Annotated in this window: 25 protein-coding genes; 14 read left to right on the top strand and 11 right to left on the bottom strand. The window is 36.2% G+C overall.

Features of this window, described 5'->3' with window-relative positions; all coding sequences use genetic code 11:
* Positions 1–11: 11 nt before the first annotated feature.
* From U9M49_RS05525 to U9M49_RS05515, 3 genes are read left to right on the top strand one after another with little or no spacing between them, the layout of a single operon-like run.
* On the top strand, positions 12–665 hold the full coding sequence (locus tag U9M49_RS05525) for an ABC transporter permease (protein WP_095373074.1): 654 nt from the start codon (positions 12–14) through the stop codon (positions 663–665).
* Between the two features lie 16 nt (positions 666–681).
* Positions 682–1,602, top strand: a complete 921-nt coding sequence (locus U9M49_RS05520) for an osmoprotectant ABC transporter substrate-binding protein (RefSeq protein WP_370873274.1) — start codon at positions 682–684, stop codon at positions 1,600–1,602.
* A gap of 12 nt (positions 1,603–1,614) precedes the next feature.
* Positions 1,615–2,298, top strand: a complete 684-nt coding sequence (locus U9M49_RS05515; protein WP_095373075.1) for an ABC transporter permease — start codon at positions 1,615–1,617, stop codon at positions 2,296–2,298.
* A 50-nt stretch (positions 2,299–2,348) separates the two neighbouring features.
* Here the strand turns inward: U9M49_RS05515 and U9M49_RS05510 are convergent, their stop codons facing one another.
* Both U9M49_RS05510 and U9M49_RS05505 read right to left on the bottom strand, forming a co-directional pair.
* Positions 2,349–2,498, bottom strand: a complete 150-nt coding sequence (locus tag U9M49_RS05510; protein WP_157733963.1) for a hypothetical protein — start codon at positions 2,496–2,498, stop codon at positions 2,349–2,351.
* A 140-nt stretch (positions 2,499–2,638) separates the two neighbouring features.
* Positions 2,639–3,313, bottom strand: a complete 675-nt coding sequence (locus U9M49_RS05505) for a lysoplasmalogenase (RefSeq protein ID WP_322909455.1) — start codon at positions 3,311–3,313, stop codon at positions 2,639–2,641.
* A gap of 25 nt (positions 3,314–3,338) precedes the next feature.
* Between U9M49_RS05505 and U9M49_RS05500 the strand changes: the two genes are divergently transcribed.
* The gene (locus U9M49_RS05500) at positions 3,339–4,769 is read left to right on the top strand and encodes an aldehyde dehydrogenase (protein ID WP_322909680.1); all 1,431 of its coding nucleotides are present in this window, start codon (positions 3,339–3,341) and stop codon (positions 4,767–4,769) included.
* Positions 4,770–4,863: 94 nt separating this feature from the next.
* Here U9M49_RS05500 and trhA read toward each other — a convergent pair whose 3' ends face one another.
* Positions 4,864–5,511: a PAQR family membrane homeostasis protein TrhA gene (trhA, locus tag U9M49_RS05495; RefSeq protein WP_095373078.1), complete on the bottom strand. Its 648-nt coding sequence runs from the start codon at positions 5,509–5,511 to the stop codon at positions 4,864–4,866.
* A 132-nt stretch (positions 5,512–5,643) separates the two neighbouring features.
* Between trhA and U9M49_RS05490 the strand changes: the two genes are divergently transcribed.
* Entirely contained in the window at positions 5,644–6,213 is a 570-nt protein-coding gene (locus tag U9M49_RS05490; protein ID WP_233435240.1) for a DUF1836 domain-containing protein, read from the top strand.
* Positions 6,214–6,372: 159 nt separating this feature from the next.
* On the opposite strand, the gene U9M49_RS05485 is transcribed toward U9M49_RS05490, so the two are convergent.
* The 5 genes from U9M49_RS05485 to U9M49_RS05465 form a co-directional block, all read right to left on the bottom strand.
* Complete coding sequence (locus U9M49_RS05485; protein WP_322909454.1) at positions 6,373–7,380, bottom strand: LLM class flavin-dependent oxidoreductase; 1,008 nt, start codon at positions 7,378–7,380, stop codon at positions 6,373–6,375.
* Between the two features lie 217 nt (positions 7,381–7,597).
* Positions 7,598–8,728, bottom strand: a complete 1,131-nt coding sequence (locus U9M49_RS05480) for a CAP domain-containing protein (RefSeq protein ID WP_233435241.1) — start codon at positions 8,726–8,728, stop codon at positions 7,598–7,600.
* 620 nt (positions 8,729–9,348) lie between these two features.
* The gene (locus tag U9M49_RS05475; RefSeq protein WP_157733964.1) at positions 9,349–9,513 is read right to left on the bottom strand and encodes a hypothetical protein; all 165 of its coding nucleotides are present in this window, start codon (positions 9,511–9,513) and stop codon (positions 9,349–9,351) included.
* A gap of 46 nt (positions 9,514–9,559) precedes the next feature.
* Positions 9,560–10,507 carry a MerR family transcriptional regulator gene (locus U9M49_RS05470; protein WP_224938355.1) on the bottom strand — a complete coding sequence of 316 codons (948 nt, stop codon included), beginning with the start codon at positions 10,505–10,507 and terminating at the stop codon, positions 9,560–9,562.
* Between the two features lie 290 nt (positions 10,508–10,797).
* A complete protein-coding gene (locus U9M49_RS05465) occupies positions 10,798–11,862 on the bottom strand; it encodes an AbrB family transcriptional regulator (RefSeq protein ID WP_095373081.1) in 1,065 nt (354 codons plus the stop codon).
* Positions 11,863–12,061: 199 nt separating this feature from the next.
* Between U9M49_RS05465 and U9M49_RS05460 the strand changes: the two genes are divergently transcribed.
* Complete coding sequence (locus tag U9M49_RS05460; RefSeq protein WP_095373677.1) at positions 12,062–12,712, top strand: AAA family ATPase; 651 nt, start codon at positions 12,062–12,064, stop codon at positions 12,710–12,712.
* Between the two features lie 289 nt (positions 12,713–13,001).
* On the opposite strand, the gene U9M49_RS05455 is transcribed toward U9M49_RS05460, so the two are convergent.
* Positions 13,002–13,775, bottom strand: a complete 774-nt coding sequence (locus U9M49_RS05455) for a class I SAM-dependent methyltransferase (RefSeq protein WP_322909453.1) — start codon at positions 13,773–13,775, stop codon at positions 13,002–13,004.
* A 188-nt stretch (positions 13,776–13,963) separates the two neighbouring features.
* On the opposite strand from U9M49_RS05455, the gene U9M49_RS05450 reads away from it, so the two are divergent.
* The 8 genes from U9M49_RS05450 to U9M49_RS05415 all read left to right on the top strand — a co-directional run bounded on the left by U9M49_RS05450 (position 13,964) and on the right by U9M49_RS05415 (position 21,556).
* A complete protein-coding gene (locus U9M49_RS05450; RefSeq protein ID WP_322909452.1) occupies positions 13,964–14,344 on the top strand; it encodes an XdhC family protein in 381 nt (126 codons plus the stop codon).
* Positions 14,319–15,116 carry an XdhC family protein gene (locus tag U9M49_RS05445; RefSeq protein WP_322909451.1) on the top strand — a complete coding sequence of 266 codons (798 nt, stop codon included), beginning with the start codon at positions 14,319–14,321 and terminating at the stop codon, positions 15,114–15,116. The genes U9M49_RS05450 and U9M49_RS05445 overlap by 26 nt, the downstream gene beginning before the upstream one ends.
* Positions 15,088–15,711, top strand: a complete 624-nt coding sequence (locus U9M49_RS05440) for a nucleotidyltransferase family protein (protein ID WP_095373085.1) — start codon at positions 15,088–15,090, stop codon at positions 15,709–15,711. The genes U9M49_RS05445 and U9M49_RS05440 overlap by 29 nt, the downstream gene beginning before the upstream one ends.
* Positions 15,712–15,906: 195 nt before the next feature.
* Complete coding sequence (locus U9M49_RS05435; RefSeq protein ID WP_095373086.1) at positions 15,907–16,356, top strand: SRPBCC family protein; 450 nt, start codon at positions 15,907–15,909, stop codon at positions 16,354–16,356.
* Positions 16,357–16,374: 18 nt separating this feature from the next.
* Positions 16,375–17,268 (top strand): FAD binding domain-containing protein, encoded by an 894-nt coding sequence (locus tag U9M49_RS05430; RefSeq protein WP_095373087.1) that lies wholly within the window; start codon positions 16,375–16,377, stop codon positions 17,266–17,268.
* A complete protein-coding gene (locus U9M49_RS05425) occupies positions 17,261–17,734 on the top strand; it encodes a (2Fe-2S)-binding protein (RefSeq protein WP_095373088.1) in 474 nt (157 codons plus the stop codon). The genes U9M49_RS05430 and U9M49_RS05425 overlap by 8 nt, the downstream gene beginning before the upstream one ends.
* Before the next feature lie 14 nt (positions 17,735–17,748).
* A complete protein-coding gene (locus U9M49_RS05420; protein WP_322909450.1) occupies positions 17,749–20,121 on the top strand; it encodes a xanthine dehydrogenase family protein molybdopterin-binding subunit in 2,373 nt (790 codons plus the stop codon).
* Positions 20,122–20,281: 160 nt separating this feature from the next.
* Complete coding sequence (locus U9M49_RS05415; protein WP_157733968.1) at positions 20,282–21,556, top strand: MFS transporter; 1,275 nt, start codon at positions 20,282–20,284, stop codon at positions 21,554–21,556.
* A 77-nt stretch (positions 21,557–21,633) separates the two neighbouring features.
* On the opposite strand, the gene U9M49_RS05410 is transcribed toward U9M49_RS05415, so the two are convergent.
* Both U9M49_RS05410 and U9M49_RS05405 read right to left on the bottom strand, forming a co-directional pair.
* Positions 21,634–22,065 carry a terpene synthase gene (locus tag U9M49_RS05410; RefSeq protein WP_322909449.1) on the bottom strand — a complete coding sequence of 144 codons (432 nt, stop codon included), beginning with the start codon at positions 22,063–22,065 and terminating at the stop codon, positions 21,634–21,636.
* A gap of 36 nt (positions 22,066–22,101) precedes the next feature.
* Positions 22,102–23,016: a DMT family transporter gene (locus U9M49_RS05405; RefSeq protein WP_322909448.1), complete on the bottom strand. Its 915-nt coding sequence runs from the start codon at positions 23,014–23,016 to the stop codon at positions 22,102–22,104.
* Positions 23,017–23,030: the final 14 nt, after the last annotated feature.

Here is a 23,030-nt window from a genome sequence, read left to right as displayed (position 1 = left end):
GGGAGATATAAATGAGTGCCATCATAGACTTTTTAAATAATAACGGTTCGGATTTATTGATCAAAACTTGGGAGCATTTATATATATCAGTCATTGCTGCAGCTCTTGGTGTCATTGTAGCTGTTCCTTTAGGTATTCTTCTTACAAGATTCGATAAAGCGGCATCACCCGTAATGGCAGTGCTTGGTATGATTCAAACAATTCCAAGTTTCGCAATTTTAGCTTTTTTTATTCCTATTCTTGGAATAGGTAAAATCCCCGCCATTATTGCTTTATTTTTCTATTCAGTCCTGCCTATCTTAAGAAACACATATACAGGTGTGAAAGATGTTAATAAAAGCTTATTAGAAGCTGGCCGTGGGATGGGCATGACTGGATGGGAGAGAATTCGATATGTTGAACTACCACTGTCCATCCCTGTTATTATGGCGGGTATTCGTGTATCGACAGTATATTTAATTGGGTGGGCTACGTTAGCTGCGTTTATTGGTGCAGGCGGTTTAGGTGATTTTATTTTTAGCGGGTTAAATTTATATCAAACTGAGTTTATCATTGCAGGTGCGATTCCTGTCACCATACTCGCATTAATAGTCGATTTAATACTTGGAAAATTAGAATTTAAGGTTACGCCTAAATCAATGCGTGACAAAGAAAAAACAGCATAAGGTGGTGATTAGTTTGATAAAAAGCAAAAAAATTTTCATGACGATGATGTTAACGATGACTCTTTTATTATCAGGCTGTTCACTTCCTGGTTTAAGCGGATCTAGTGAAGATTCTATTTCAGTAGGGACTGTGGTCACCTCTGAATCACAAATTGTCGGTCAAATCATTAAACAGTTAATTGAAGAAGAAACCGATCTCAGTGTAAATATGGTTAATAATCTTGGATCTTCTATTGTGCTTCACCAGGCAATGGTGAGTAATGATGTAGATATATCATCTACTCGTTATACAGGCACAGATATCGCAGGACCATTAGGAATGGAGCCAGTACTTGACCCTGATAAGGCAATGGAAGTTGTCCAAGAAGAGTTTGACGAGAAGTTTAATCAAAAATGGTATGATTCTTATGGGTTTGAGAACTCGTATGCTTTTACCGTAACTGATGAATTAGCAGAAGCAGAGGATTTAGAAACGGTATCTGATTTAGAGGCATTAGCAAATGAAATAAATTTCGGTGTAGATACTTCATGGTTGAATCGTGAAGGAGATGGATATGATGGTTTTGTTGAAACATATGGTTTTGATTTTTCGAATGTGTATCCTATGCAAATTGGACTTGTTTACCAAGCAGCGGCATCGGGCGAAATGGATGTCGTTTTAGCTTACACGACGGATGGACGTATAAAAGCCTTTAATTTAAAAGTATTAGAAGATGATAAGAATTTCTTCCCTCCATATGATTCCTCTACTGTTGCGAGTAAAGAAATTTTAGAGAAGTACCCTGAACTTGATCCATTATTAGAGAGATTAGTTGGAAAAATAAGTACAGAAAAAATGCAAGAATTAAATTATGCAGCAGATGGGGAATTAAGAGAACCCGCAATCATTGCTGAAGAATTTTTAGAAGAAAATAATTATTTCCGTGATAAGGAATAGGGGGTGGCTTAAATGGATGTGTTTTCTGACTTAATTACTTATTTTACAAATAACGGTTCTTATGTATGGGAACAGTTCTTTAGACATTTTCTAATGTCAGCCTACGGGGTTTTATTTGCAGCGATAGTAGGTATTCCTGTTGGCATCTTGATAGCAAGATATTCACGTTTGAGTAGTGTAGTTCTCTCGTTAGCCAATGTTATTCAAACGATCCCTGCACTCGCTATGCTCGCAGTATTAATGCTTGTGATGGGCCTTGGAACAAATACAGTCGTTTTTGCACTATTCCTATACTCCTTATTGCCTATTATTAAGAATACTTACACAGGAATTAGGAATGTAGATCATACTTTAATAGAGTCAGGTAAAGCAATGGGTATGACAAAATGGCAAATATTAAGAATGGTAGAAATCCCGCTTTCTCTTTCTGTCATTATGGCAGGGCTTCGAACAGCTCTAGTCATTACGATTGGTATTGCAACAATAGGTACTTTTATTGGTGCTGGGGGACTTGGTGATATTATTATGCGTGGAACAAATGCGCAAGACGGAACGGCAATCATTTTAGCTGGAGCTATTCCAACAGCATTTATGGCAGTAATTGCAGATGTGATAATGGGCTGGTTGGAAAGAAGCTTAATGCCAGTGAAGAAGAAGAAACAGGAAAGTAATGAGCAAGAAGAGGTTACGGCATAAAAAATGATGGTGATTCATCTTTAAAATGAATCACCATCATTTTTTTGTTCTTAATTTCCGTAACCATTTAACCCCGTCCCGAACGTATCAAATTCTGGTTTTCTTTCAATTCTTTCAGCAGCTGTCTCAACTGTCTCTAATTCATTTTCATGATTTTCGCCATTATCTTGTGAATGAAAAGAATGCTGTTTCTTGTTCATACTGGTATCCTCCTTTTACAATGTAAGATAGAGTATAGCTAGTTAAGCCTAAAAGGGAGAGTGAAATAAATTTGCTTATTGTTATTTTATGCTAATGCCCAATTTAGGTTATTTCTTTATTTTAACATAAATTTGAAAAATTATCCTTTTGTTCCTATGGGTGAAATTGGTTTCTGTATCTTCACTTGTTTGACTGTATGAAGCAAGCTAAAAGCAATTAAAAATTGTGCTAAATAATAGGTAATCATAATAATGCTTCCAGAGAAAGGAATGGAAGAAATAAATTTATTCCAAGCTAACACACTATCAGAAATGACAAAGAGTAAACTACCAATGATGGCATACAATTGCCCTGACATAATAGCAGACCAAAACATCAATGATATGACAGCGATATAAAGGATAACTGGTATAATCAATTCATTTTCATTGCGGTTGTGAAGAGCTTCCACAAATTCAGAACTCATAAAGATACCATAGGCAAGAATAGGAATAAAAGAAAGAAACCTAGCTAAAGAGTATTCCCAGATCTTAAAGAAGCCAATCGTATAGAATATATGACCGATTAAAAATGCGGTTAATCCAACCACAAACCAAATGAGTAGACCGTCACCGAACATACAAAAAATAAGTCCTAAAAAAATAAAATAGTAGTGAGTAGGTTTAGTTTCTTGCCGATTGCGATAGGTGTATAGAATAATAAGAATCATCGGTACTAATTTGAAAAAGATTTTTAGGACTGTCGGTTCCTCAGGTATAAAAAATATATAAAGAATAGCAAATAGAAGAATCAAATATGGCAGTTTTTTTCGCATAGGATTCACCTCATTTTTTTAGTATATATTCAAGAGTGTAAAACCATTTTCCTGCAGGAGGTATATAAAATTGAAAATAGAAAGAGGGAAGAGCATGAAAAAAAATATTTTAGCACAGCAAAAAGCATTCTTTCATACGGGTAAAACAAAAGCACTTACATACCGATTGGACGCATTATATACATTAAGAAGTTTAATTAAGGAGAACGAAAGCAGCATAGCGGATGCTTTGCAAAAAGATTTACGGAAATCATTTTTTGACTCCTTTTTAACAGAGATTGCTGTTTTACTAGAGGAAATAAAATTTACAATTAAACATGTGAAGAAGTGGTCGAGACCTGCAAAAGTAAAATCATCTTTAACTACGTTCGGTTCAAAAAGTATGATTTATCCTGAGCCATATGGTAATACATTAATCATTGCACCATGGAACTATCCCTTTCAATTAGCGATTGCGCCATTAATTGGTGCAATCGCCGCAGGCAATACAGCAGTCATCAAACCTTCCGAATTAACACCTCACACTTCTCGTTTAATTGCTCACCTTATCGAGGAGCATTTTCCAGCTGAATATATTACAGTTGTGGAAGGTGGCGTAGAAGTTAGTGAAAATTTGTTAGAAGAATCTTGGGATCATATTTTCTTTACTGGGAGTGTAGCAGTGGGTCGACACATTATGAAAGCAGCCGCTAATCATTTAACACCTGTTACGTTAGAACTGGGAGGAAAAAGTCCAGCAATTATTCATCATGATGCCCAAATAAACCATGCGGCCAAAAGGTTAGTATGGGGGAAATTCTTAAATGCTGGACAAACATGTGTAGCACCCGATTTTGTTTATGTCCATCAAGAGATTCATGACAAGTTTCTTAAGGAAGTCACAGCTCAGATAGAAAGTCTTTATGGAGAGAATGCAATAGAAAATACATCTTACACAAAGATTGTCAATGAGAAGCATTTTAAAAGGCTTTCTACATTTTTAACTAATGGTCAATCTTATTATGGGGGGAGAGTGGATGAATCAAATCATCTGATCGAACCGACCATCTTAACTGAAATTAATTGGCAAGATCCGATTATGCAAGATGAAATTTTCGGTCCGATCCTTCCAGTATTGTGTTATAAGGAATTAGATGATGTCATTAGCAAAATAAATGAACAACCGAAACCGCTAGCACTTTATCTTTTCTCAGATGATAAAAAAGTCCAGCAAAAAATCTTGCAATCAATTTCTTTTGGTGGTGGTTGTATCAATGATACAGTCATGCATTTAAGTTCCCCACATTTACCATTTGGTGGTGTAGGCAATAGTGGAATTGGATCTTATCACGGACGGGCAAGTTTTGATGCATTTACGCATTATAAAAGCATCTTAAAACAAACAACAAAAGTGGATTTTCCATTTCGGTATCCGAGTGAAAAGTCATTAAAGCTATTAAAAAAGTTAATTAAATAAAGAATAGAAGGGCTAATGAGTAAAATAGACATCTATCTCACTTAGCCCTTCATTTTTTTACACAAACATAATATTGCCATGACCAATCAATTTATTAAAGAACATAGCCATATACGCTAATAAAGTGACAAAGCGTTCCTAATAAGATAAAGATATGAAAGATCTCATGAAACCCCATATGTTTAAATTCCATGAATTTAGGTTTGACCGCATAAATAACGCCACCGATTGTGTAAAATACGCCCCCTTGAATTAACCATACGAGACCTGCTGTGCTCAATGCTTTACTTAATGGGAGGAAGGCGATGATGATAACCCAACCAAGAAGAATATATAAAAAAGTGGATAACCATCTAGGACAACTAAACCAGACCATTTTAAATAATACACCAAGAATGGATGTCGTGATAACGAAAGCGAATAAACTTATTCCTAATACGCCATCAAGTGCGATTAAACAGAAAGGTGCATAAGAACCAGCAATTAAAACGAAAATCATTGAATGGTCAACTTTTCTCAAGAAAGCAATAACTGTATGTTTTGCTCTCACCCCATGATAAGTGGAGGAAGCGAGATAAAGTAACATCATACTAATACCGAAAAAAGTAACGGAGAATATGGCAATGTTTGTTCCGTTATGTAATGATGCTTTGATGATTAAGGCCAGTAAACCTATAAATGACAATATTGCGCCAACGAAATGAGTTAAGCTATTGATGGGTTCTCTTATAAACGACATGATAACACCCCTAATAATATTATAAGTAGTTTTTAATACTACATATAATATTACTACTAACTATAATATATAGTCAACATTTACATTTCTAATGATAGGATGTATGATAGTAAGAAAAATAATGAGGGATAAATGATGGAAAAACAAGAAAAAATCAGACAAGGAAAGCCTATTCGCATGGAAGACATTCCGTCTATCGCTTTATATATGGATCAAGTCATACAACTGTTTGAACAAAACTACCATTCTTATAAACGAAATGAAGATGAGAAAATCTTAACAAAAACAATGATTAATAATTATGCCAAAGGAAAACTATTACCACCCATTAAAAATAAGCGTTACAGTAAAGAACATATATTAACGATGAGCCTTATTTATCAACTGAAAGGTATATTATCGATTCAGGACATTAAAACAACGTTAGAGAGTCTGAACGAGGAAGTGCAAAAAGAAGGAGTGAATATAGAAGACGTTTATGATATGTATGTTGACATGATAAATGAGAATGAAGAACAATTTAATGAAAATGTTGACTGGATGGAGAAATCGATTGCTCAAAATTATAATGAAAAAATCCCCCAACCGAACAATGAAATGAAAGAGGTATTAATGATTAACTCATTGGTTCATATGAGCAATCTTTATCGCCGCTTAGCTGAAGCAAAAATTGATTCACTTTCTAGGGAAGAAGATCGGAAGTGAATCAAAATGATGGATGAGGAAGGGTGCTCCGTACCACAACTAAAACCATGTAACCCAGACTTCTAAGTACGATCGCATATGAAAGAGAACAATGGGTTCGAAAGCAAACATGCAAACTAGATTTCAAGTAGTTTTGTTTGCTTTCGATGTTCAAAGTTCTTAAGCGTTTATTTCCTTCATTACATTTGCCACATGCTGATAAGATGCTTTTCTTTTATCATGGTCATAGATTTGAGCATTGACGATGATCTCATTTGCGCCAGTTTCGCCAAGGAATATTTCAAGCTTTTCTTTCACTTTCTCAGGACCACCAATAATGGAAGAACCTAATTGTTGTTGTAATAATTGTTTCTCTATAGGTGTCCAAACTTCGTCCATATTCTCAACAGGAGGCAACATCTTTCCACGTTTATTACGCATCATGCCTAAGAAAGATTGATAAAGAGAGCTTGCTAGGTATTGTCCTTCTTCGTTTGATTCCCCTGCAATGATATTCACACCAATCATTACATAAGGTTCTTTTAATACATCAGATGGTTTAAAGCTCCGGTGGTATAGATCAATTGCTGGTAATGTATTGTCCGGTGAAAAATGGCTAGCAAAAGAGAAAGGCAAACCTAGCTGACCCGCAAGTTGCGCACTATACCCACTTGAACCGAGTAACCATATTGGAATATTCAAGCCTTCTCCTGGAACCGCTCTAACTGGTAATGGTTGTTCCGAGCGTGAAGGATCAAAGTAAGTTCTTAATTCTTCCACTTGTTGAGGGAAATCTTCGGCATCTGTTCGTCGAGTCCTTCTTAATGCCGCCGCAGTAAGTTGGTCAGTACCTGGCGCACGACCTAAGCCTAAATCAATTCTTCCTGGGTAAAGTGATTCGAGTGTACCGAATTGTTCAGCAATCACTAAAGAAGAGTGATTCGGTAACATAATGCCCCCAGATCCTACTCTAATTGTATTGGTAGCGCGGGCAATATCACTTATGACAATAGATGTGGCTGAACTAGCAATGCCCGGCATATTATGGTGTTCGGCCAGCCAATATCTCGTATAACCTAATTTTTCTGCATGTTTGGCTAAATCGCGCGAGTTCGCTAATGACTCACTAGGTGATCCACCTTCAAGGACTGGTGCTAAATCTAAAACAGAATATTTTATCGTTGACATCGTTTTCAGCTACTTTCTTTTTAGTATCTGTACATATTGTAGCAACTTCTATTACATGAATGAAATTATCTGCTTTTAAAATGAATGATTCGGTTATAAAATGTTACCTGATATGATCATTAAAGGAAAGCTCATTTAAACGTTTGTCTTAAGTGTGAATAGTTATATTAAATGGTTTGCAGTATGAAAAAGAGCATGTCAGAGCAGTTCTGCATGCTTATCTTTTCGTATAAAAATTTTCTGTGAAATAAGGCTGGTTATCATCATTAAATGCCACCCCAACACCAAGAAGCTGGTAATCTTCTTTAAGGATGTTTTTCCTATGTCCAGCAGAATTCATTAAGCCTTCATGGGCAAAAATACTACTAAATTGGCCATAGGCTAAGTTTTCGCCAGCTGTTCGAAACAGAATATCATCCGCATTCATCCGGTCAAACGGTGATTCACCTTTTAAGTTATCATGACCGAAATAATTATTAACAGCCATATCAGCACTATGATCTCTAGCTGTTTGTCTCACGGGATCATCCCAAGTTAATGTAGGTAAACGATAATTAACTCTCTCAGCATTTGTTAAATCAAATAACTGGAATTCAAAACCTTCCTTTAAAGCTGCACTTTTTTCACCATAGAAACCAACTTTATTAAGTTCAAGCTCTTTACCAATTAATTGAATGGCAGTTACTTGGTTATTTTCATGAATATCATAGAAAACGGTTAAATAACTATCATCGACCTCATAAAGTGCATAATTACTATCGGTTGCATATTGATAATTGGTTATACCTTTACGAATCGCGCTAATCGGTTCCCCGAATATTTCTGTTACTTCCTCTTTTGTCATATTCATTTGAAAGCCGTTTTTAGAAGTAATTAAATCTTGATTCGTATAGATGCCATTAATTAATTCATTTTCATCATAGGAAATCATGATGAAGTGATGATAATTATCATGATAAGCATGCCATTTACTACCGTATTCATTTGCTGTAATTCTTTGTGGGGATCCTAATGAATTCTCAACTTCCGCTTTCTTCTCACCGATTTCAAAATTATAGACTGAGATTGTTTGGCTATCAGGTTTAGATAATGCGGGCTTCTCGATTGATTCATCTTCTGCCGGAGGAGAGTCATTAGGTGAAGGCTGGATCCATTGTTCAAAATTGATAATCATTTGATTAAAAGCAGTAACAGCATCTTCTGTAAAGCCTTGAACATCTTTTTCTTCAATAGATGATTGAATTTCTTTCAAGTGTTCGTTGGTTTTATCCCCTAGAGCTTCACGAATTGACGGCCAACTTATATAAATAAGTAAACATATTAAGAAAAATATACTAATCTTTTTCAAAATAGAATTCCTTTCTAACCTTGATACTACTCTTTATTGCCTAAATTATAGTCTCGTTAAACATAGGTAACAACTCATTCGACTTATCCATAATTATCCACCAAGGGTGTATTTCCTGTTATTTACAGAATAACATAATCTGTTTATGAAAATATAGTTTTGTTTTAAAGGATAAATGTTTTGGCTTTCTAATAGTATGAGAAGTCATTGAATGGAGAGATAATACCCTGAATAAATGGGGGATGGGACCGCTTTTAAGAAGATTAACTAAAAAAGGGCTGGAACATAACTAAATGACCTAACCTCAAAAACGAACAATAACAAATTAGGATCTATAAAAAATCAGATGAAAACAAGTCCGTTCCATTGCACAAACAGACCCTCGCTTTCCGCGGGGAGGGGCTTGAGCGTCCTCGGCATTGCCTGCCGGGTCTCAGCTTTCCTTCTATTTTCCGCAGGAGTCGAGTGTCTTCCGCTCCATTCCACTATTCTTTTCATATAGGATATAAATCACACAAAAAAACCGAATGATTAGAAGTTGTATACTCCTGTTCATTCGGATAAATCTTTAGCTAGAATATATATGTCCCAGCTTCTTTTAGAGGGTATTATCAGGCGTGTTAGTCTTTAAGCATTTGCATTTTGTGTTCAAATTTTTCAAGTTTTCTTTTTAACATCTCCATTTTCGATTCCAGTTCATCTAGACGAAAATCTACACGATGATGATCATTGTCCATTGTAACTAATAATTCATCCACATGATGCGCTTTTTGCTGTTTTTTCATTTGATAAAAACCCCTTTATATTGAGGGGATACTCGCCCCTACGAATTTATTTTTTCCACTTTTGCCACCATTTTTTTTCTTGCTTACTCGCTGCAGCATCTCGGAAAGATAGCATCATATCTTGAAATGCGTCTTCTCGCTCACGTAATCGATGTAAATATTCTTCATGTTCTTTTCTCATTGTTTCGACATAAATATCACGATCGGCATTCATGCTCTCTTTTAATTCATTTATTTCATTGCTAAATTCTGTACCTGTTAATTCTTGCGAGCTAGAAATATAATGAATCATTGTTTTGAACTCTTCAGAGGATGCTTCTGAGGATTCGGTAATTTTGTTCGTGATATAGTGCATCTGGTCTGTCGTTCGCTTCGACTGTTTCGCAACTCTTTTTGACAAGGTTTCGAGCGCTCCGGAGCTTTGTTTTGAAGCATGCTTCCATTCGTCAGTCATTTCTTGAATTTCTGCTTTCGTCTTCTCGTTGGATTTATAGATGGAGTCTGAAATGGTTTTAACAGTATGAAGAGAATTTTTGGAAAGCTCCATTTTCATTTCTTCTACAACTTCTTTTTTAAAGTTCGTTTTTAATTCTTGCTTGATCTCTTGTAATAAATGGTCCTGGAATTGTGTCATGACCATAGATAGTTGTTCGATATTGAGAGGATGATGATCTTGCTCAGTTGTTGCTTCATGTAGTATAGGATTCAATGATGTTTCTAAGGGGTTCTCTTGTTGGTCTGCTATTGACTCTGAATCAAGATGTTGCTTAAGTAATCTGCGAATCATTTTTTGACTTAAATTTTGATTACGCATCTTTTTCACGGTGTCTAGTAAGCTAATTTCTTCATCTGTATAATATCTTGCCCCATTTTTAGATCGGGGAATAACTAATATATCCTTTAAATCTTTTTCCCACTGTCTTAGTGTTCCCGGCGGAATATTTAATTGTTTAGATACTTCATTAATGGTATATGCTTGCATAATTTGATTCATGAATAACTCCCTTTCATCATAGTGTAATTTTTCATCTTTCGGAAGGGGATTCCGAACTACATAATAAATTCCGTATAATTAGCTATTCCGCATTGTAGCCCGTCTTTTCCTGCCTGCTGACAAAAGATATCAAAACAAGACGTTATTCCACAAATGTAGGCACTTTATAAGGAAATTGACTATTTTGACAATGAATTTTGTAGATAAAAAACAGATTTAGGAAGGAATGGGTAAATGGTCCTGAGATGAGGGTAGATCATTTGGGATAGGCAAAAAGGGTCACCAACTGGTTACCCTTTTTCTTTCCTATATCGAAAAAATAGATATTTTAAACAAGGTGGTACAATAAAGAAGATGAAAAATACCCGAAAGAGTTGATAGCCGGTTACAACAGCTAACTGTGCATCGACTTCATGGGCAATAATAGCCATTTGATCCATTCCGCCAGGTGATAAACTTAAGAAGCTTGTAGCAAGGGAAAACCCATAAAAATGACTAAGAAGAAAGCTGAGAACCATCGAAATGACAATTAATAAAGCGCTGCTCAATGCACCTAAGCTTAATAATTTCCATTTGTTTTCAAGTTTTTCTGGATGCATCATGAGACCAATGTTAATACCAATAAAAACTTGTGCAATCTCAAGTAAGCTGTTAGGTAATTCAGGACCATTGATATTAAGCAGTGTCATGAGGCTTGTTGCAATAATAGGACCGAGAAGAAATGGGGTTGGTGCGTTCCATTTCTTAAAAATAATAGCTAAAATAAATGATAGAATCATAAATGGAATAATGTCAGGTAGTAACTGCTGCCAACTAGCCGTATGTTCATAGGTTGGTAAAATATTACCGCCATTATGGAAGAACGGACCAAATATGAGAAAAGGAACAAAAAAGATTATAAGTATTAATCTTACTACTTGTAAGAAAGTAACAACAGTCACATTCATTTCTTTTGTTTCTTCAGCTAATACGAGCATTTGTGACAAACCGCCAGGAATACTACCAAGCAATATCGATGGATAATGGATACCGGTTAATTTTGCTATGAAGAATGAAGTGATTAAACTGAACCCAATAATAAGTACTGTTAAAAATAACATGGAGGGTAGTTGGTGCAAGATGAACACCATCGCTTCTTTTGTTAATGAAAGGCCCATACTGTATCCAATTATAAAGATCCCGATGTTTCTAAAAGATTTTGGCCAGTATAACGTCTTCTTTGATATTATAGAATAAAGCATAATACTTGTTATGGATCCTAATAGCCAGCTTACAGGGATATGAAGTAGGGTGAAGATGCCCCCACCTGCTACGGCAATAATAACTGCTAGCAATAGTGAATAGCTTTTGTTCATGTGCAGACCTTCTTTTTCTTATGAGAAATTTCGATTCTGGAAAGATATGTTTATCATACCATAGACAATGGCATATTTTTAGTAAATGCTTAGATGAGACATCCTAAAAACAGGAGGAGAGACCTTGCTAAGAAAAATAAAGAAAATAAGTAGTAGTCATGAAAATACCTATCCTTTATCCATTCCCACGATTGCATCAATGGATGAAATTCAATTTAAGTCACCTGTAACATTCTTTGTAGGTGATAATGGTTCTGGCAAGTCAACCTTATTAGAAGCCATTGCCCATCAATGCGGTTTTAATGTGGCTGGAGGGAGTAGAAGTAATAGTTATGAATTACATGCCTCCGAATCTTCCTTAGCTGCCCACATTAGGCTTTCTTGGATGCCGAAGTTAACAAATGGCTTTTTCTTAAGAGCCGAATCTTTTTATCAGTTTTCTTCACATATTGATGAATTAGAACGGGAATGCCCAACAGGATATAGTGGTTATGGTGGCAAGTCATTACATGCACAATCACATGGAGAATCGTTTCTATCACTCTTTCTGAATCGTTTTGATGGAGAGGGTATTTATTTGTTAGATGAACCTGAAGCGGCATTATCGCCTGCAAGGCAGCTTGCTTTTCTTAGAATCATGCATGATATTGTCTCAGCAGAAGAAAGCCAATTAATTATTGCCACCCATTCTCCGATACTACTTGGCTTTCCAGGAGCAACAATTTTAAATTTCGATGAAGGTAGCATTGCGGAAACAACGTATGAAGAAACAGATCATTACCAAATAACGAAATACTTCTTGGAAAATAGAGAGAGATATTTACATGAAATATTTAAAGAAGAAGACTAATCAGTACCTTGCTGTATAAACAAGGTACTGATTAGTCTTTTATTATCTTATATTCCATCAAAGATCAGTCATCGTGTTATATAAGGTTACCAATCTTGTCTTTAGAAGAATCCAGCAATTATGACCACCGCAAAAAAAGTTGAAAATAAAAGACATGCTAGAGTTATAAGTAACACATACCTAAGAATCATACTTTTATCCCTTAGAGAATAAAAACTGGGTCTACCTACTTGCAGGGAGGCCAATATTTACTCTAATAATGACTTTAATCCATAGAATTGTAAGGGATTTACACGTGTACTATTGTTATATATCGTTCATAGGTGATAGGTAATCCTTTAACTGTTTGATGTTTCTTGAAAATGTTAGTGATCTCTCGTATGTCGGAGCTAACTACTTCATAGATTTCTTTTTTTTGTCCAAAGCAACGATAGTGGATGAGATCAAGGGGTGAATGTAAATATTCAATCGTATGATACGGGTGAATTTCAAATTTCCTGAAAGGAGCCTTTGTAAAGATCTTTGTGAGATGTTGTTGAATGGGTATGTTATGTTGGTTGTTTGGAAAAAGTTTAGGAAACCAGTTTGATAACTCTTTTCCTTCATTTTCACCAGGGTGCAACCCTAAAATGAGCCCTCCTTCTTTTACATAAAGAGGTAAATGATGATAAATGGAAATAGGCCCTTTACGGATAATAGCAATATCAAAGAATGCTCGTTTAAAAGGAAGTACATGTTTTGAATGAGCAACAATAAAGGATGTATTATCGGGCTTTGTCTTCATTGCCGTCTGAATAAATTGCGTAGAAGAATCGGCACCAATCATTTGCTTGGCATATAAAGCATATTTTTTTGTGAATCTTCCTTCACCGCAGCCAAAATCAAGGGCGACTTTATCTTTTGTATGTAAGCAGACGAGTTGATCAAAGATATTCTCTGCAATAGGTGAATCAATTGTAGATTGCCATGGATAAATGTATGCATTCCCGTTCTTGCTTATTTGCCTATACCATTCAGGGGAGTGAGGAGAAAGCCAATAATTGGATAATGTAGGATTTTTCAAATGAATACCTCCATAATAAAAAGTCAAAAATTTCAAATAGTAATCTATTGTAAATTTTCTAAAAATTTAATTGACATAGTCAAGAAGTAACGATTATATTATTCTATATCGGAAACTTTGTTTTATAGGTAAAACATTCCAATTTTCATCTTTACTATTAAATATATACGCATTGGAGGGTGATGTCGATGACAAATGAACAGCTGGAAGTAATGAGGGCAATACAAAAACTAAAAGCTAAGAAGCTTCCTTGTGCGCTAGCAACAGTTATTAAAGTAAAAGGATCGGCTTATCGAAAAGAAGGGGCAAAAATGCTAATCGATGAGGATGGAGTTACTGTCGGATTAATATCGGGGGGCTGTTTAGAAGCAGATGTAGCAGAAATAGCCAAGGAAGTAATAGAGACAAAAACCCCAATAATTAAAACGTATCAATTAGATGAAGACGAGGTATGGGGGTTAGGTCTTGGCTGTCCAGGAACGGTTCATATCTATATTGAACCATTAATGTATATAATACAGAATATTGAGGAGGTGGATGAATGTGCAAAAGAAATTGCCTCCTTTTGATGCTTGGCTAGATGCCATTGACCAACAACAAGCTGCTGTTTTAATGACCATTACAGAAGCTAGCTTGTCACAAAAAAATTATCGGATTTGCTATCTAGAAAATCAACCCCCAATTGGATCTTTCTATGATCAAGCATTGGAATTGGCTGCTTTATCCATTGCTAAAGAAAAGTTAGGGCAATCCAACCCGCAATCAGAAAGTTTAATGATACAAGATGAGAATGAATTAGATGTAGACATATTCTTCGATGTATTTGTTCCATCACCTACTTTGATGGTGTTTGGTGCAGGACATGATGCGATACCAGTTGTTAAATATGCAGCAGAATGCGGGATGAAAACGGTTGTCATTGATCAAAGAAGCCTTTATAACAATGAAGAAAGGTTTCCTCATGCCGAAAGAATAATAGCTAGACCAGAGGATTTCTCAGGTTGTATTCGTGTAACAAATCGTACATATATTGTCGTTATGAATCATCATGTTGAGAAAGATAAGCAGACATTAAAATTTGCCTTATCTTCACTGGCTCCTTATATAGGCGTCTTAGGGCCGAAATCACGACGTATCAAAATCCTCGAGCAGCTTTATTTGGAAGGTTGTCACTTCACGTATACAGACTTACAAAGAATGCATAGTCCAATTGGACTTGATATTGGAGCCGTATCCTCTGAGGAGATTGCTATTAGTATTGTTGCTGAAGTGATTGCAGTTAGAACAAGACATAAAGGAGGCTTTCTACAAGGTGCGGAATTTATCCACCAATCATCATAAACGTCCAATAAAAGCAATTATTCTCGCAGCAGGATTATCTACGCGAATGGGGCGCTCGAAGCAGTTGCTGCCGTTTAAAGGGGTAACTATGCTTCATTATGTCATTGAACAAGTATTAAAGTTACATTGTAAAGAAGTGATAGCTGTTATTGGTCATGATGCAGTTACCATTATGGAAGAAATAAAGATAAACGACCCTTCCTTTTCTTGGGCTTATAATTCGGATTATGCCAATGGTCAATCGTCTTCACTGTACAAAGGACTTACCCAAGTTGCCTTTCCAAAGGAAGATGCACTCGTATTTTTAGGAGACACCCCCTTTATAGAAAAGGAAACAAGTGAAATGATTATTCAAAGAGGGCAGCAGTTAGCGAGAGATAAAAATCATCCAATATCTATAAGGCCATCATATGATCAAACGCCTGGCCATCCTGTTTATTTTGCAAACATCAATAATACAATGATTCAATCGATTCAACAACAAAGTGGAAAGAACTTTATTCAGACCATCCCATATAAGGAAGAAATAGCAGTGAATGATCGCGGTATTCTATTAGATATAGACACAATAAAAGAGTATGAAAAGCTAAAATAAAATTGTAGTTTTACATTCAAAACAAAAAATAGATTTCTTTATCTAAAACAAACTTATTTACACATTTATGTTTTATATAATAAACGTTATTTAGTTAACAAAACAAAAACATCCGTATTTTATTGACAAAATTTTTTGAAAAAATTAATATTATTACTATTAGCACAATTCAAAAAGTGTAAAGGGGAGAAAATAATGATCTTATCAGGTCAAGTGAAAATGAAAAAAAATAATAAAGATGTTTGGGATGCACTTCATAACCCTCAAATATTAGAAAAAGCTATTCCAGGATGCAAAAGCCTACTGTTAAAAGAGGACGGAACCTATGATGTTGAAATGAAATTGGGCATCGCTTCAGTTAAAGGGGATTACAAAGGGAATGTAAAACTTGAAGATATCGAAGCACCTGTACACTATCAATTAATAGCAGAAGGGAGTGGGAAACCAGGATTTGTTAAAGCAAAAATGGATTGCTATATTACTGCAATTGATGAAGAAAAATGTGAAGTGAAATGGGAATGTGATGCTGAAGTTGGCGGCATGATTGCTGGTGTAGGAAGCAGAGTAATGAGCGGTGTGGCGAAATTTATTGCTGGAAACTTTTTTAAAGATGTTGAGAAACAAATCACTTTACAAAAGGCGTAACGAAAGGGTGGCACAAGCATGAAACCATCAAAATTTAAATATTTAAAACCGTCAAGTGTTAATGAGGCATTAACCTATCTAGAAGAATACGGAGATGATTGTAAAATCATTTCTGGGGGACAGAGTTTAATACCTGTACTGAATATGAGGCTATCCACCCCTGACTTTTTAATCGATGTGAGCGGAATAAAGGAGTTAAATTATATTCGTGAAGAGGATGGATATATTGCCATTGGTGCACTGACAAGGCATGTGGAAGTGGAAAATTCACTATTAATTAAAGAAAAATGTCCGTTGCTTATTGATGCAATTAAGTGGGTAGGTCATAAACAAATTCGCAATCGTGGGACAATTGGTGGCAGTGTAGCTCACGGTGATCCTTCGGCAGAACTACCGTGTGTATTGACAACATTAAGAGGTGAGATTGTGATTGCTTCAGTGGATGAAGAGGAAGTTGTCGGTCCTGAAGATTTTTTTCTCACTTATCTCCTGACGTCATTACAAACAAATCAATTAGTGAAAGAAATCCGCTTTCCAATTATGACACAAGGAGAGAGAGTGGGGCATTCTTTTGTAGAAGTGGCGAGGAGACATGGAGATTTTGGCTTAGCAATTGCTGCAGCAGTAATTGAACTTGATAACCAAGGACTTATTCAAAAGGCACAACTAGCTGTAGGTGGTGTCAATCCAGTTCCTCTTATAATAGAAGAAGCTGAGGAATTATTAATAGGAAAAGAAGTGACAGAAGCTTTATTAAAAGAAATAGCTGAATTAACGAGTGAGTGTGTGGACCCAGAAGGAGATTTGCACGGAAGTGCTGATTATCGCAGGGAACTTATTGGTACCCTATTAAAACGTGCAATAGAAGAAGCAATAGCAAGAGCATGGGAAGGAGAAGAGAAGGTTGGATAAAGTAAATATTTCTTTAAATGTAAATGGTGAAAAAGTGGAAAGAGATATAGAACCTAGGCTCTTATTAACAGACTTCTTAAGAGAAGAATTATTTTTAACAGGCACACATGTCGGATGCGAGCATGGCGTATGCGGGGCATGTACAATACTTTTAAACGGTGAAGCGGTTCGAGGTTGTTTAATGCTAGCTGTTCAAGCAGATGGGGCTACAATTGAAACGGTTGAATCGCTTGCTGGTGAAGATGGACAATTAAATCCTCTTCAACAAGCATTTACGGATTGCCATTCCCTCCAATGTGGATTTTGCACACCAGGGTTCTTAATGACATTAACGCAATTTACGAAAGAAAATCCGAATCCGACAGAAGAAGAAATTCGAGAAGCCATCTCAGGAAATCTTTGCCGTTGTACAGGCTATGCGAATATTGTTAAAGCAGTAAAGCAAGTTACACATCAAACGGTATAAAAGGAGGGAGAAACATGCATAAATATATCGGAAAAAGCATGCACAGAAAGGAAGATTATCGCCTTTTAACTGGAACGGGCATGTTTGTAGGTGATATTAGTTTAACCAATATGGCAGAGGCAGTATTTGTAAGAAGCCCTCATGCACATGCGAAGATTGTGGACATAAATATAGAGGCTGCAAAAGCATTAAAGGGTGTTTATGGGATATTTACTGCAAAAGATATTGAAGACCTAAAACCATTGACGCAATTTGAATCACATTGTTTTTTACCACCCAATTTGGTTGAGGCTATATCGCCAACAATCAACTTTAACTATGAAGATATTTTAGCTAAGAAGAAAGTTACATATGTTGGCCAATCTGTAGCAATTGTTGTGGCGAAAACCCGTTACATCGCCGAAGATGCAGCTGATCTAGTTGAAGTAACTTATGAGCCGCTACAACCCCTTGTTGACCCATATGAGGCGCGAAAAGAGGATGCAATTCTTATACAAGAACATTTAGAAAATAATATTCAGTCCCATTTTCATGTGACAACAGGTAATGTTGAGCAAGCATTTGCCGAGGCGGACTATATAATGAATGAAAAAATTCGCACCCCCCGACTCGGATCAAATCCGTTAGAAACAAGAGGAGTAGTGGCGAAATTTGATACAAGAAATCAAGAGCTGAGAGTTTGGTCTTCTTCGCAAATGCCTTATGAAATCAGATCTACTTTAGCACATTGTTTGTCATTACCCGATCTAAGTATTCGTGTTACAGCACCTGATGTTGGAGGCGGATTTGGACCAAAAGGTGGAGTTCACCCAGAAGAAATTGTTATTCCTTACTTGGCTAAAAAATTGCAGAGGCCGATAAAATGGGTAGAGGACCGAATGGAGCATTTAACAAGTGCAAGGCAATCGAGGGATCAAATCCATGATGTGAAAGTTTCATTTAAACAGGATGGAACGATTACGGCAATTAAGGATTTTTTTGTGATTGATAGTGGTGCTGTTAATTTCTTCGCCTTAACTTGTGCTTATAATAGTGCTTATCATTTAAGAGGGGCTTATAAAATCCCTAATTATGATAGTGAATGTGAAGTCATCTTAACGAACAAAACACCTAATGTGCCATTTAGGGGAGCAGGTAGACCTGAAGTAGTCTTTGTAATGGATCGAATTATCGACATCGTCGCAAGAAAATTAAAAGTAGATCCAATCGAAATTATGAAGAAAAATATGATCCAAGCTGAAGACATGCCTTATGATCAAGGAATTCTTGTAAAAGATGGCCATCAGCTTATTTATGATAGTGGCGATTATCCTGATGCATTACGCAAGGCAGTTGATTTAGTTGACTATGATGCTTTTAGAAAAGAACAAGAAGAGAAGAAGAAAGAAGGTAAGCTAGTTGGTATCGGCATCTCTTCTTACGTAGAAGGTACGGGCGCAGGACCTTATGAAGGGGCACATATCTCTATTGACCCTTCTGGTCATGTAACAGCTTATTTAGGCTGTACCCCTCAAGGACAAGGGCATGAAACAGTATTTTCACAAATTGCAGCAGACGGATTGGGTGTAAACCCGCAAAATATTACTGTTCGAGTTGGCGAAACAACTGTGTTGCCAATGGGCCAAGGAACTTACGCAAGCCGAAGCGCAGTAAATGCAGGTTCAGCTATTTATGAAGCAGCATTAAAAATGAGAGAGAAAGTGTTAAAAATCGCCGCACATTTGCTAAAAACGGATGAAGATTTAGTCATTGATGAAGGGAAAATATATGCAGAGACTTCTCCTGAAAAGTTTGTCACCTATCAAGATGTTGGGCGAGCGGCGCTGCCTGCTAAATTAGGGAATTTACCAGCAGGCATGGAAGCAAGCTTAGAAGTAACACATTATTTTGCCCCTCCAACGGTTACATTTGCTGCTTCGATTCATATGGCACAAGTGGAGGTTGATAAAGAAACAGGTTTTGTAGATTTACAGAAATATAGTGTTGTACATGATTGTGGTACGGTTATTAATCCGATGATTGTTGATGGTCAAGTGCAAGGCGGTATTGCACAAGGAATTGGTTCAGCTCTTTACGAAGAAATCGTCTATGACCAAACAGGGCAATTGCTTACCGGTACTTATATGGATTATTTATTACCAACATCGATGGAAGTACCAACGGTGGCAAAAGCACACCAGGAATACAAATCAACAAGAAATCGCCTAGGAATAAAAGGTGTAGGTGAGGGGGGTGCCATCGCGCCACCAGCTGCAATAGCAAATGCAATCGTAGATGCACTTCATCCATTAGAAATTAAAACAAATGATTTACCTATCAGTCCAAATAAGTTAAGAACATGGATTAAGGAAGCAGAGGCATCTTTTCAAGCACTACAAACAAATTAAAGGAAAAAACAGGTATCTTCCAAAGGATTTTGTGGGAAATCCCTTTGATTGCAAGATACCTGTTCTATCTTAAAGATTACTAGGAAAGCCATCAATAAGAGTGTATTTATTATATCACTCTTCTACTAACATGCCAATTTTCACAAGGAGTGATTCAACTATGCAAAAGGCAAATGTACTTCACGAAGAAAACATGACAAAGGCAACAAATGCTAGGTGGATTTATATTTCACTACCATTAATGCTACTGTTCACGGTTTCAATGATCGATAAATCTAATATTAATATATTATTTGCAGAAAGACAGTTTTTACAAGATTTAGCTATTAGTGATAATGTGATCAAGGGAACATTAAGTTCTGTCTTTTTAATTACATACGCATTAGGGCAGTTTTTCTGGGGGTTTGTAGTCGACCGTATCGGCGCATTTAAAAGTGGAATGATTGGTATAGCCATTTGGGGTATAGCGATGATTATCGGTGGAGTAGCTACATCGGTTACGGCATTATTATGGTCAAGAGCATTACTAGGGGTAGGTGAAGGCGTTTTATACCCCATTGCACTTACCTTAACTGCTAAGTGGTTTCCGCAACAAGAACAAGGGAAAGCACAGTCTTTTTGGTTTACAGGGAATGCAATCGGACCAGTTATTGGTATTCCAGCGATCGCATTAATTGCCGCCTCTTTTGGGTGGAGAGAAAGTTATTTCGCACTAGCGATTATTTCTTTTATTTGTTTGGCCATATTTATTTTTATGATTAGAAACAAACCATCTGAACATTATGCAACTAATGCTGCAGAAGTAAACTATATAGAAAAGGGGCAAGGAGTAAAAAAGACTGCTAACATCGATACAGGAAGTGTTAAATCTGTTTTAACGAGTCCTCTGTTCTGGATATTAACAACAGTATATGCTTGCGTCTCCATCGGTTTTTTTGGATTTTCTACATTTTTGCCAAGCTATTTAACAGAAGCAAAAGGGATTGATTTTGTTAATTCAGCTATGATTAATGCAGCGGGTTATGCTCTTGCCATCATCGTTCAATTAGTATGTGGCTATCTTTCTGATAGATGGATGAAACGGGCTGCGTTTGTCGCCGTAGCAAGTGTCATCATCATAGGCTGCTTCGTAGGCTTCTTATACACTACGAATACTACAGTCGTTATTCTACTTACAATTATTCTATTAAGTGTATTATACATGCCAGCACCGATAACCATGACGATGCTCCATGAAGTCGCTTCATCCCAAGTGATGGGGAGAATAAGCGGTACATTCGGATGTGTATCTTATTTAGTAGCAGCTGCTGGGCCAATGGTTGTTGGCTTTTTCAGTACAACAACAGGCTCTTTTACAGGCGGTTTTATGGCGTTAATTAGTTTTATCGTTCTTTCACTTTTATTATGTGTGTATTTGATGAAAAAAGGTTATTGATATAGAATCATTTTTAAAAAATTAAAAAAGTAGAGTCGTTCTGAACGAAGTGAACGGCTCTATTTTTATAAGAAACCTTAGTCTTGTGATAAATAAATCCAATTTTTTTCATCAAATTCTTCTATTATATAATTTGAACCAATACTTTGTAGGACTTTATTAAAGGATTTTATATCGTCTTTGTTCTCATACAAACCTTCTTGAATATATTCCTTCATAATAAAATTTGTTAAGTGAGTATTGTTAACGAAGTCCGAAAAATATAATCGTAGTGTTTCCGAATCCTCTTCGTTTAACTTTTCATCATTAAGGATAGAAATTCTGAAAACATTTAGTATCTCATCAATATCTTCTTCATCCATATAACATAGTGGCTCTAGTTTTTTATCATCAATTGTAAAAGGTTTTCTAGTATCTTCAATGATTACATAAGATAAGAAATGTTCTTGCTTCCATACATGAAAGATTTCTAAATCACGTAATTTTAAGACTCTACGAAGTGATAACATAAACTTCCTCCTTTCCATATTAAGTTAATGGCTGTACTAAAGTAGAATTTTTTCTGTTTTTTGTTCCATTGTTTGCTCAGTTTTTACCTTAACAGGCACTCGATAACTCCCTAATGTCGCAACAATCACACCACAAATAATTAAAAAAGCACCTATGATATCTCGAATGGTAAATGCTTCACCAAGAATAATAACAGCTAGACCGGCAGCGAAGAGAGGTTCTAGCGAAAACATTAAACTCGTTTGTGTTGGTGATGTATGTTTTTGTGCCACTGCTTGGGAAATAAAGCCAAAGGCACTACATAGGATCGCTAGTCCAAGTATACTCATCCAAGCAACTGTGTTTTGGGGCAGGATTGGTGATTCAAAAAAGCTACTTAAAACAAGAGCGAGTATACCAGCAAAGCCGAGTTGCATGATACCAACTGTAATAGGTTCATGATCCTTAGTGACTCTTCCAATAATCAGAATTTGAATAGCGTATGCGAGAGCGGAAAGCATACACAAAATATCGCCGTAATTGAATGATAAGGAATGTGTAATTGTCATGATGATAATACCAACAAATGTAATGATGATGCCAATTCTAACTGGCACGATTGGTAACTTTCTTTGCAAAATACTTTGGATCACCGGAACGAATATGACCGTCATACTTAATAAAAATCCGGCATTAGAAGCATCTGTCATCGTTAAGCCAACGGTAACTAAAGAGAACACAAGTAATAATAAGAAGCCTAATAGAAAACTGTAAAATAAAAGTTCGATATTTACATGCCGTAAAGAACGATAAAAAAAGGTAGCGGCAATTATAAAGGCAATTAAACATCTTAATGCGACAAGGTTAAATGGTTCAATCGACGCGATTCCCATCTTCATAAAAATATAAGATAATCCCCAGAAAAAATTTACCACAACTAAAAGAATCGTTGCTTTCGTGCGCATACTCATAACCATTTCTCCAT

The organism is Cytobacillus sp. OWB-43, assembly GCF_034651445.1.
Taxonomy (GTDB): Bacteria; Bacillota; Bacilli; order Bacillales; family Cytobacillaceae; genus Cytobacillus; species Cytobacillus kochii.
This window is presented reverse-complemented; position numbering and strand designations above follow the sequence as displayed.

What these genes read in the sequence shown, in the direction of transcription:
- U9M49_RS05505 (WP_322909455.1), bottom strand. Translation starts at nt 3,313, where the DNA reads ATGCGAAAAAAACTGCCATATTTGATTCTTCTATTTGCTATTCTTTAT.
- U9M49_RS05435 (WP_095373086.1), top strand. Translation starts at nt 15,907, where the DNA reads ATGATCTTATCAGGTCAAGTGAAAATGAAAAAAAATAATAAAGATGTT.
- U9M49_RS05450 (WP_322909452.1), top strand. Translation starts at nt 13,964, where the DNA reads ATGACAAATGAACAGCTGGAAGTAATGAGGGCAATACAAAAACTAAAA.
- U9M49_RS05415 (WP_157733968.1), top strand. Translation starts at nt 20,282, where the DNA reads ATGCAAAAGGCAAATGTACTTCACGAAGAAAACATGACAAAGGCAACA.
- U9M49_RS05420 (WP_322909450.1), top strand. Translation starts at nt 17,749, where the DNA reads ATGCATAAATATATCGGAAAAAGCATGCACAGAAAGGAAGATTATCGC.
- U9M49_RS05485 (WP_322909454.1), bottom strand. Translation starts at nt 7,380, where the DNA reads ATGTCAACGATAAAATATTCTGTTTTAGATTTAGCACCAGTCCTTGAA.
- U9M49_RS05465 (WP_095373081.1), bottom strand. Translation starts at nt 11,862, where the DNA reads ATGAACAAAAGCTATTCACTATTGCTAGCAGTTATTATTGCCGTAGCA.
- U9M49_RS05460 (WP_095373677.1), top strand. Translation starts at nt 12,062, where the DNA reads ATGGATGAAATTCAATTTAAGTCACCTGTAACATTCTTTGTAGGTGAT.
- U9M49_RS05525 (WP_095373074.1), top strand. Translation starts at nt 12, where the DNA reads ATGAGTGCCATCATAGACTTTTTAAATAATAACGGTTCGGATTTATTG.
- U9M49_RS05475 (WP_157733964.1), bottom strand. Translation starts at nt 9,513, where the DNA reads ATGAAAAAACAGCAAAAAGCGCATCATGTGGATGAATTATTAGTTACA.
- U9M49_RS05410 (WP_322909449.1), bottom strand. Translation starts at nt 22,065, where the DNA reads ATGTTATCACTTCGTAGAGTCTTAAAATTACGTGATTTAGAAATCTTT.
- U9M49_RS05510 (WP_157733963.1), bottom strand. Translation starts at nt 2,498, where the DNA reads ATGAACAAGAAACAGCATTCTTTTCATTCACAAGATAATGGCGAAAAT.
- U9M49_RS05515 (WP_095373075.1), top strand. Translation starts at nt 1,615, where the DNA reads ATGGATGTGTTTTCTGACTTAATTACTTATTTTACAAATAACGGTTCT.
- U9M49_RS05490 (WP_233435240.1), top strand. Translation starts at nt 5,644, where the DNA reads ATGGAAAAACAAGAAAAAATCAGACAAGGAAAGCCTATTCGCATGGAA.
- U9M49_RS05405 (WP_322909448.1), bottom strand. Translation starts at nt 23,016, where the DNA reads ATGAGTATGCGCACGAAAGCAACGATTCTTTTAGTTGTGGTAAATTTT.
- U9M49_RS05470 (WP_224938355.1), bottom strand. Translation starts at nt 10,507, where the DNA reads ATGAATCAAATTATGCAAGCATATACCATTAATGAAGTATCTAAACAA.
- U9M49_RS05430 (WP_095373087.1), top strand. Translation starts at nt 16,375, where the DNA reads ATGAAACCATCAAAATTTAAATATTTAAAACCGTCAAGTGTTAATGAG.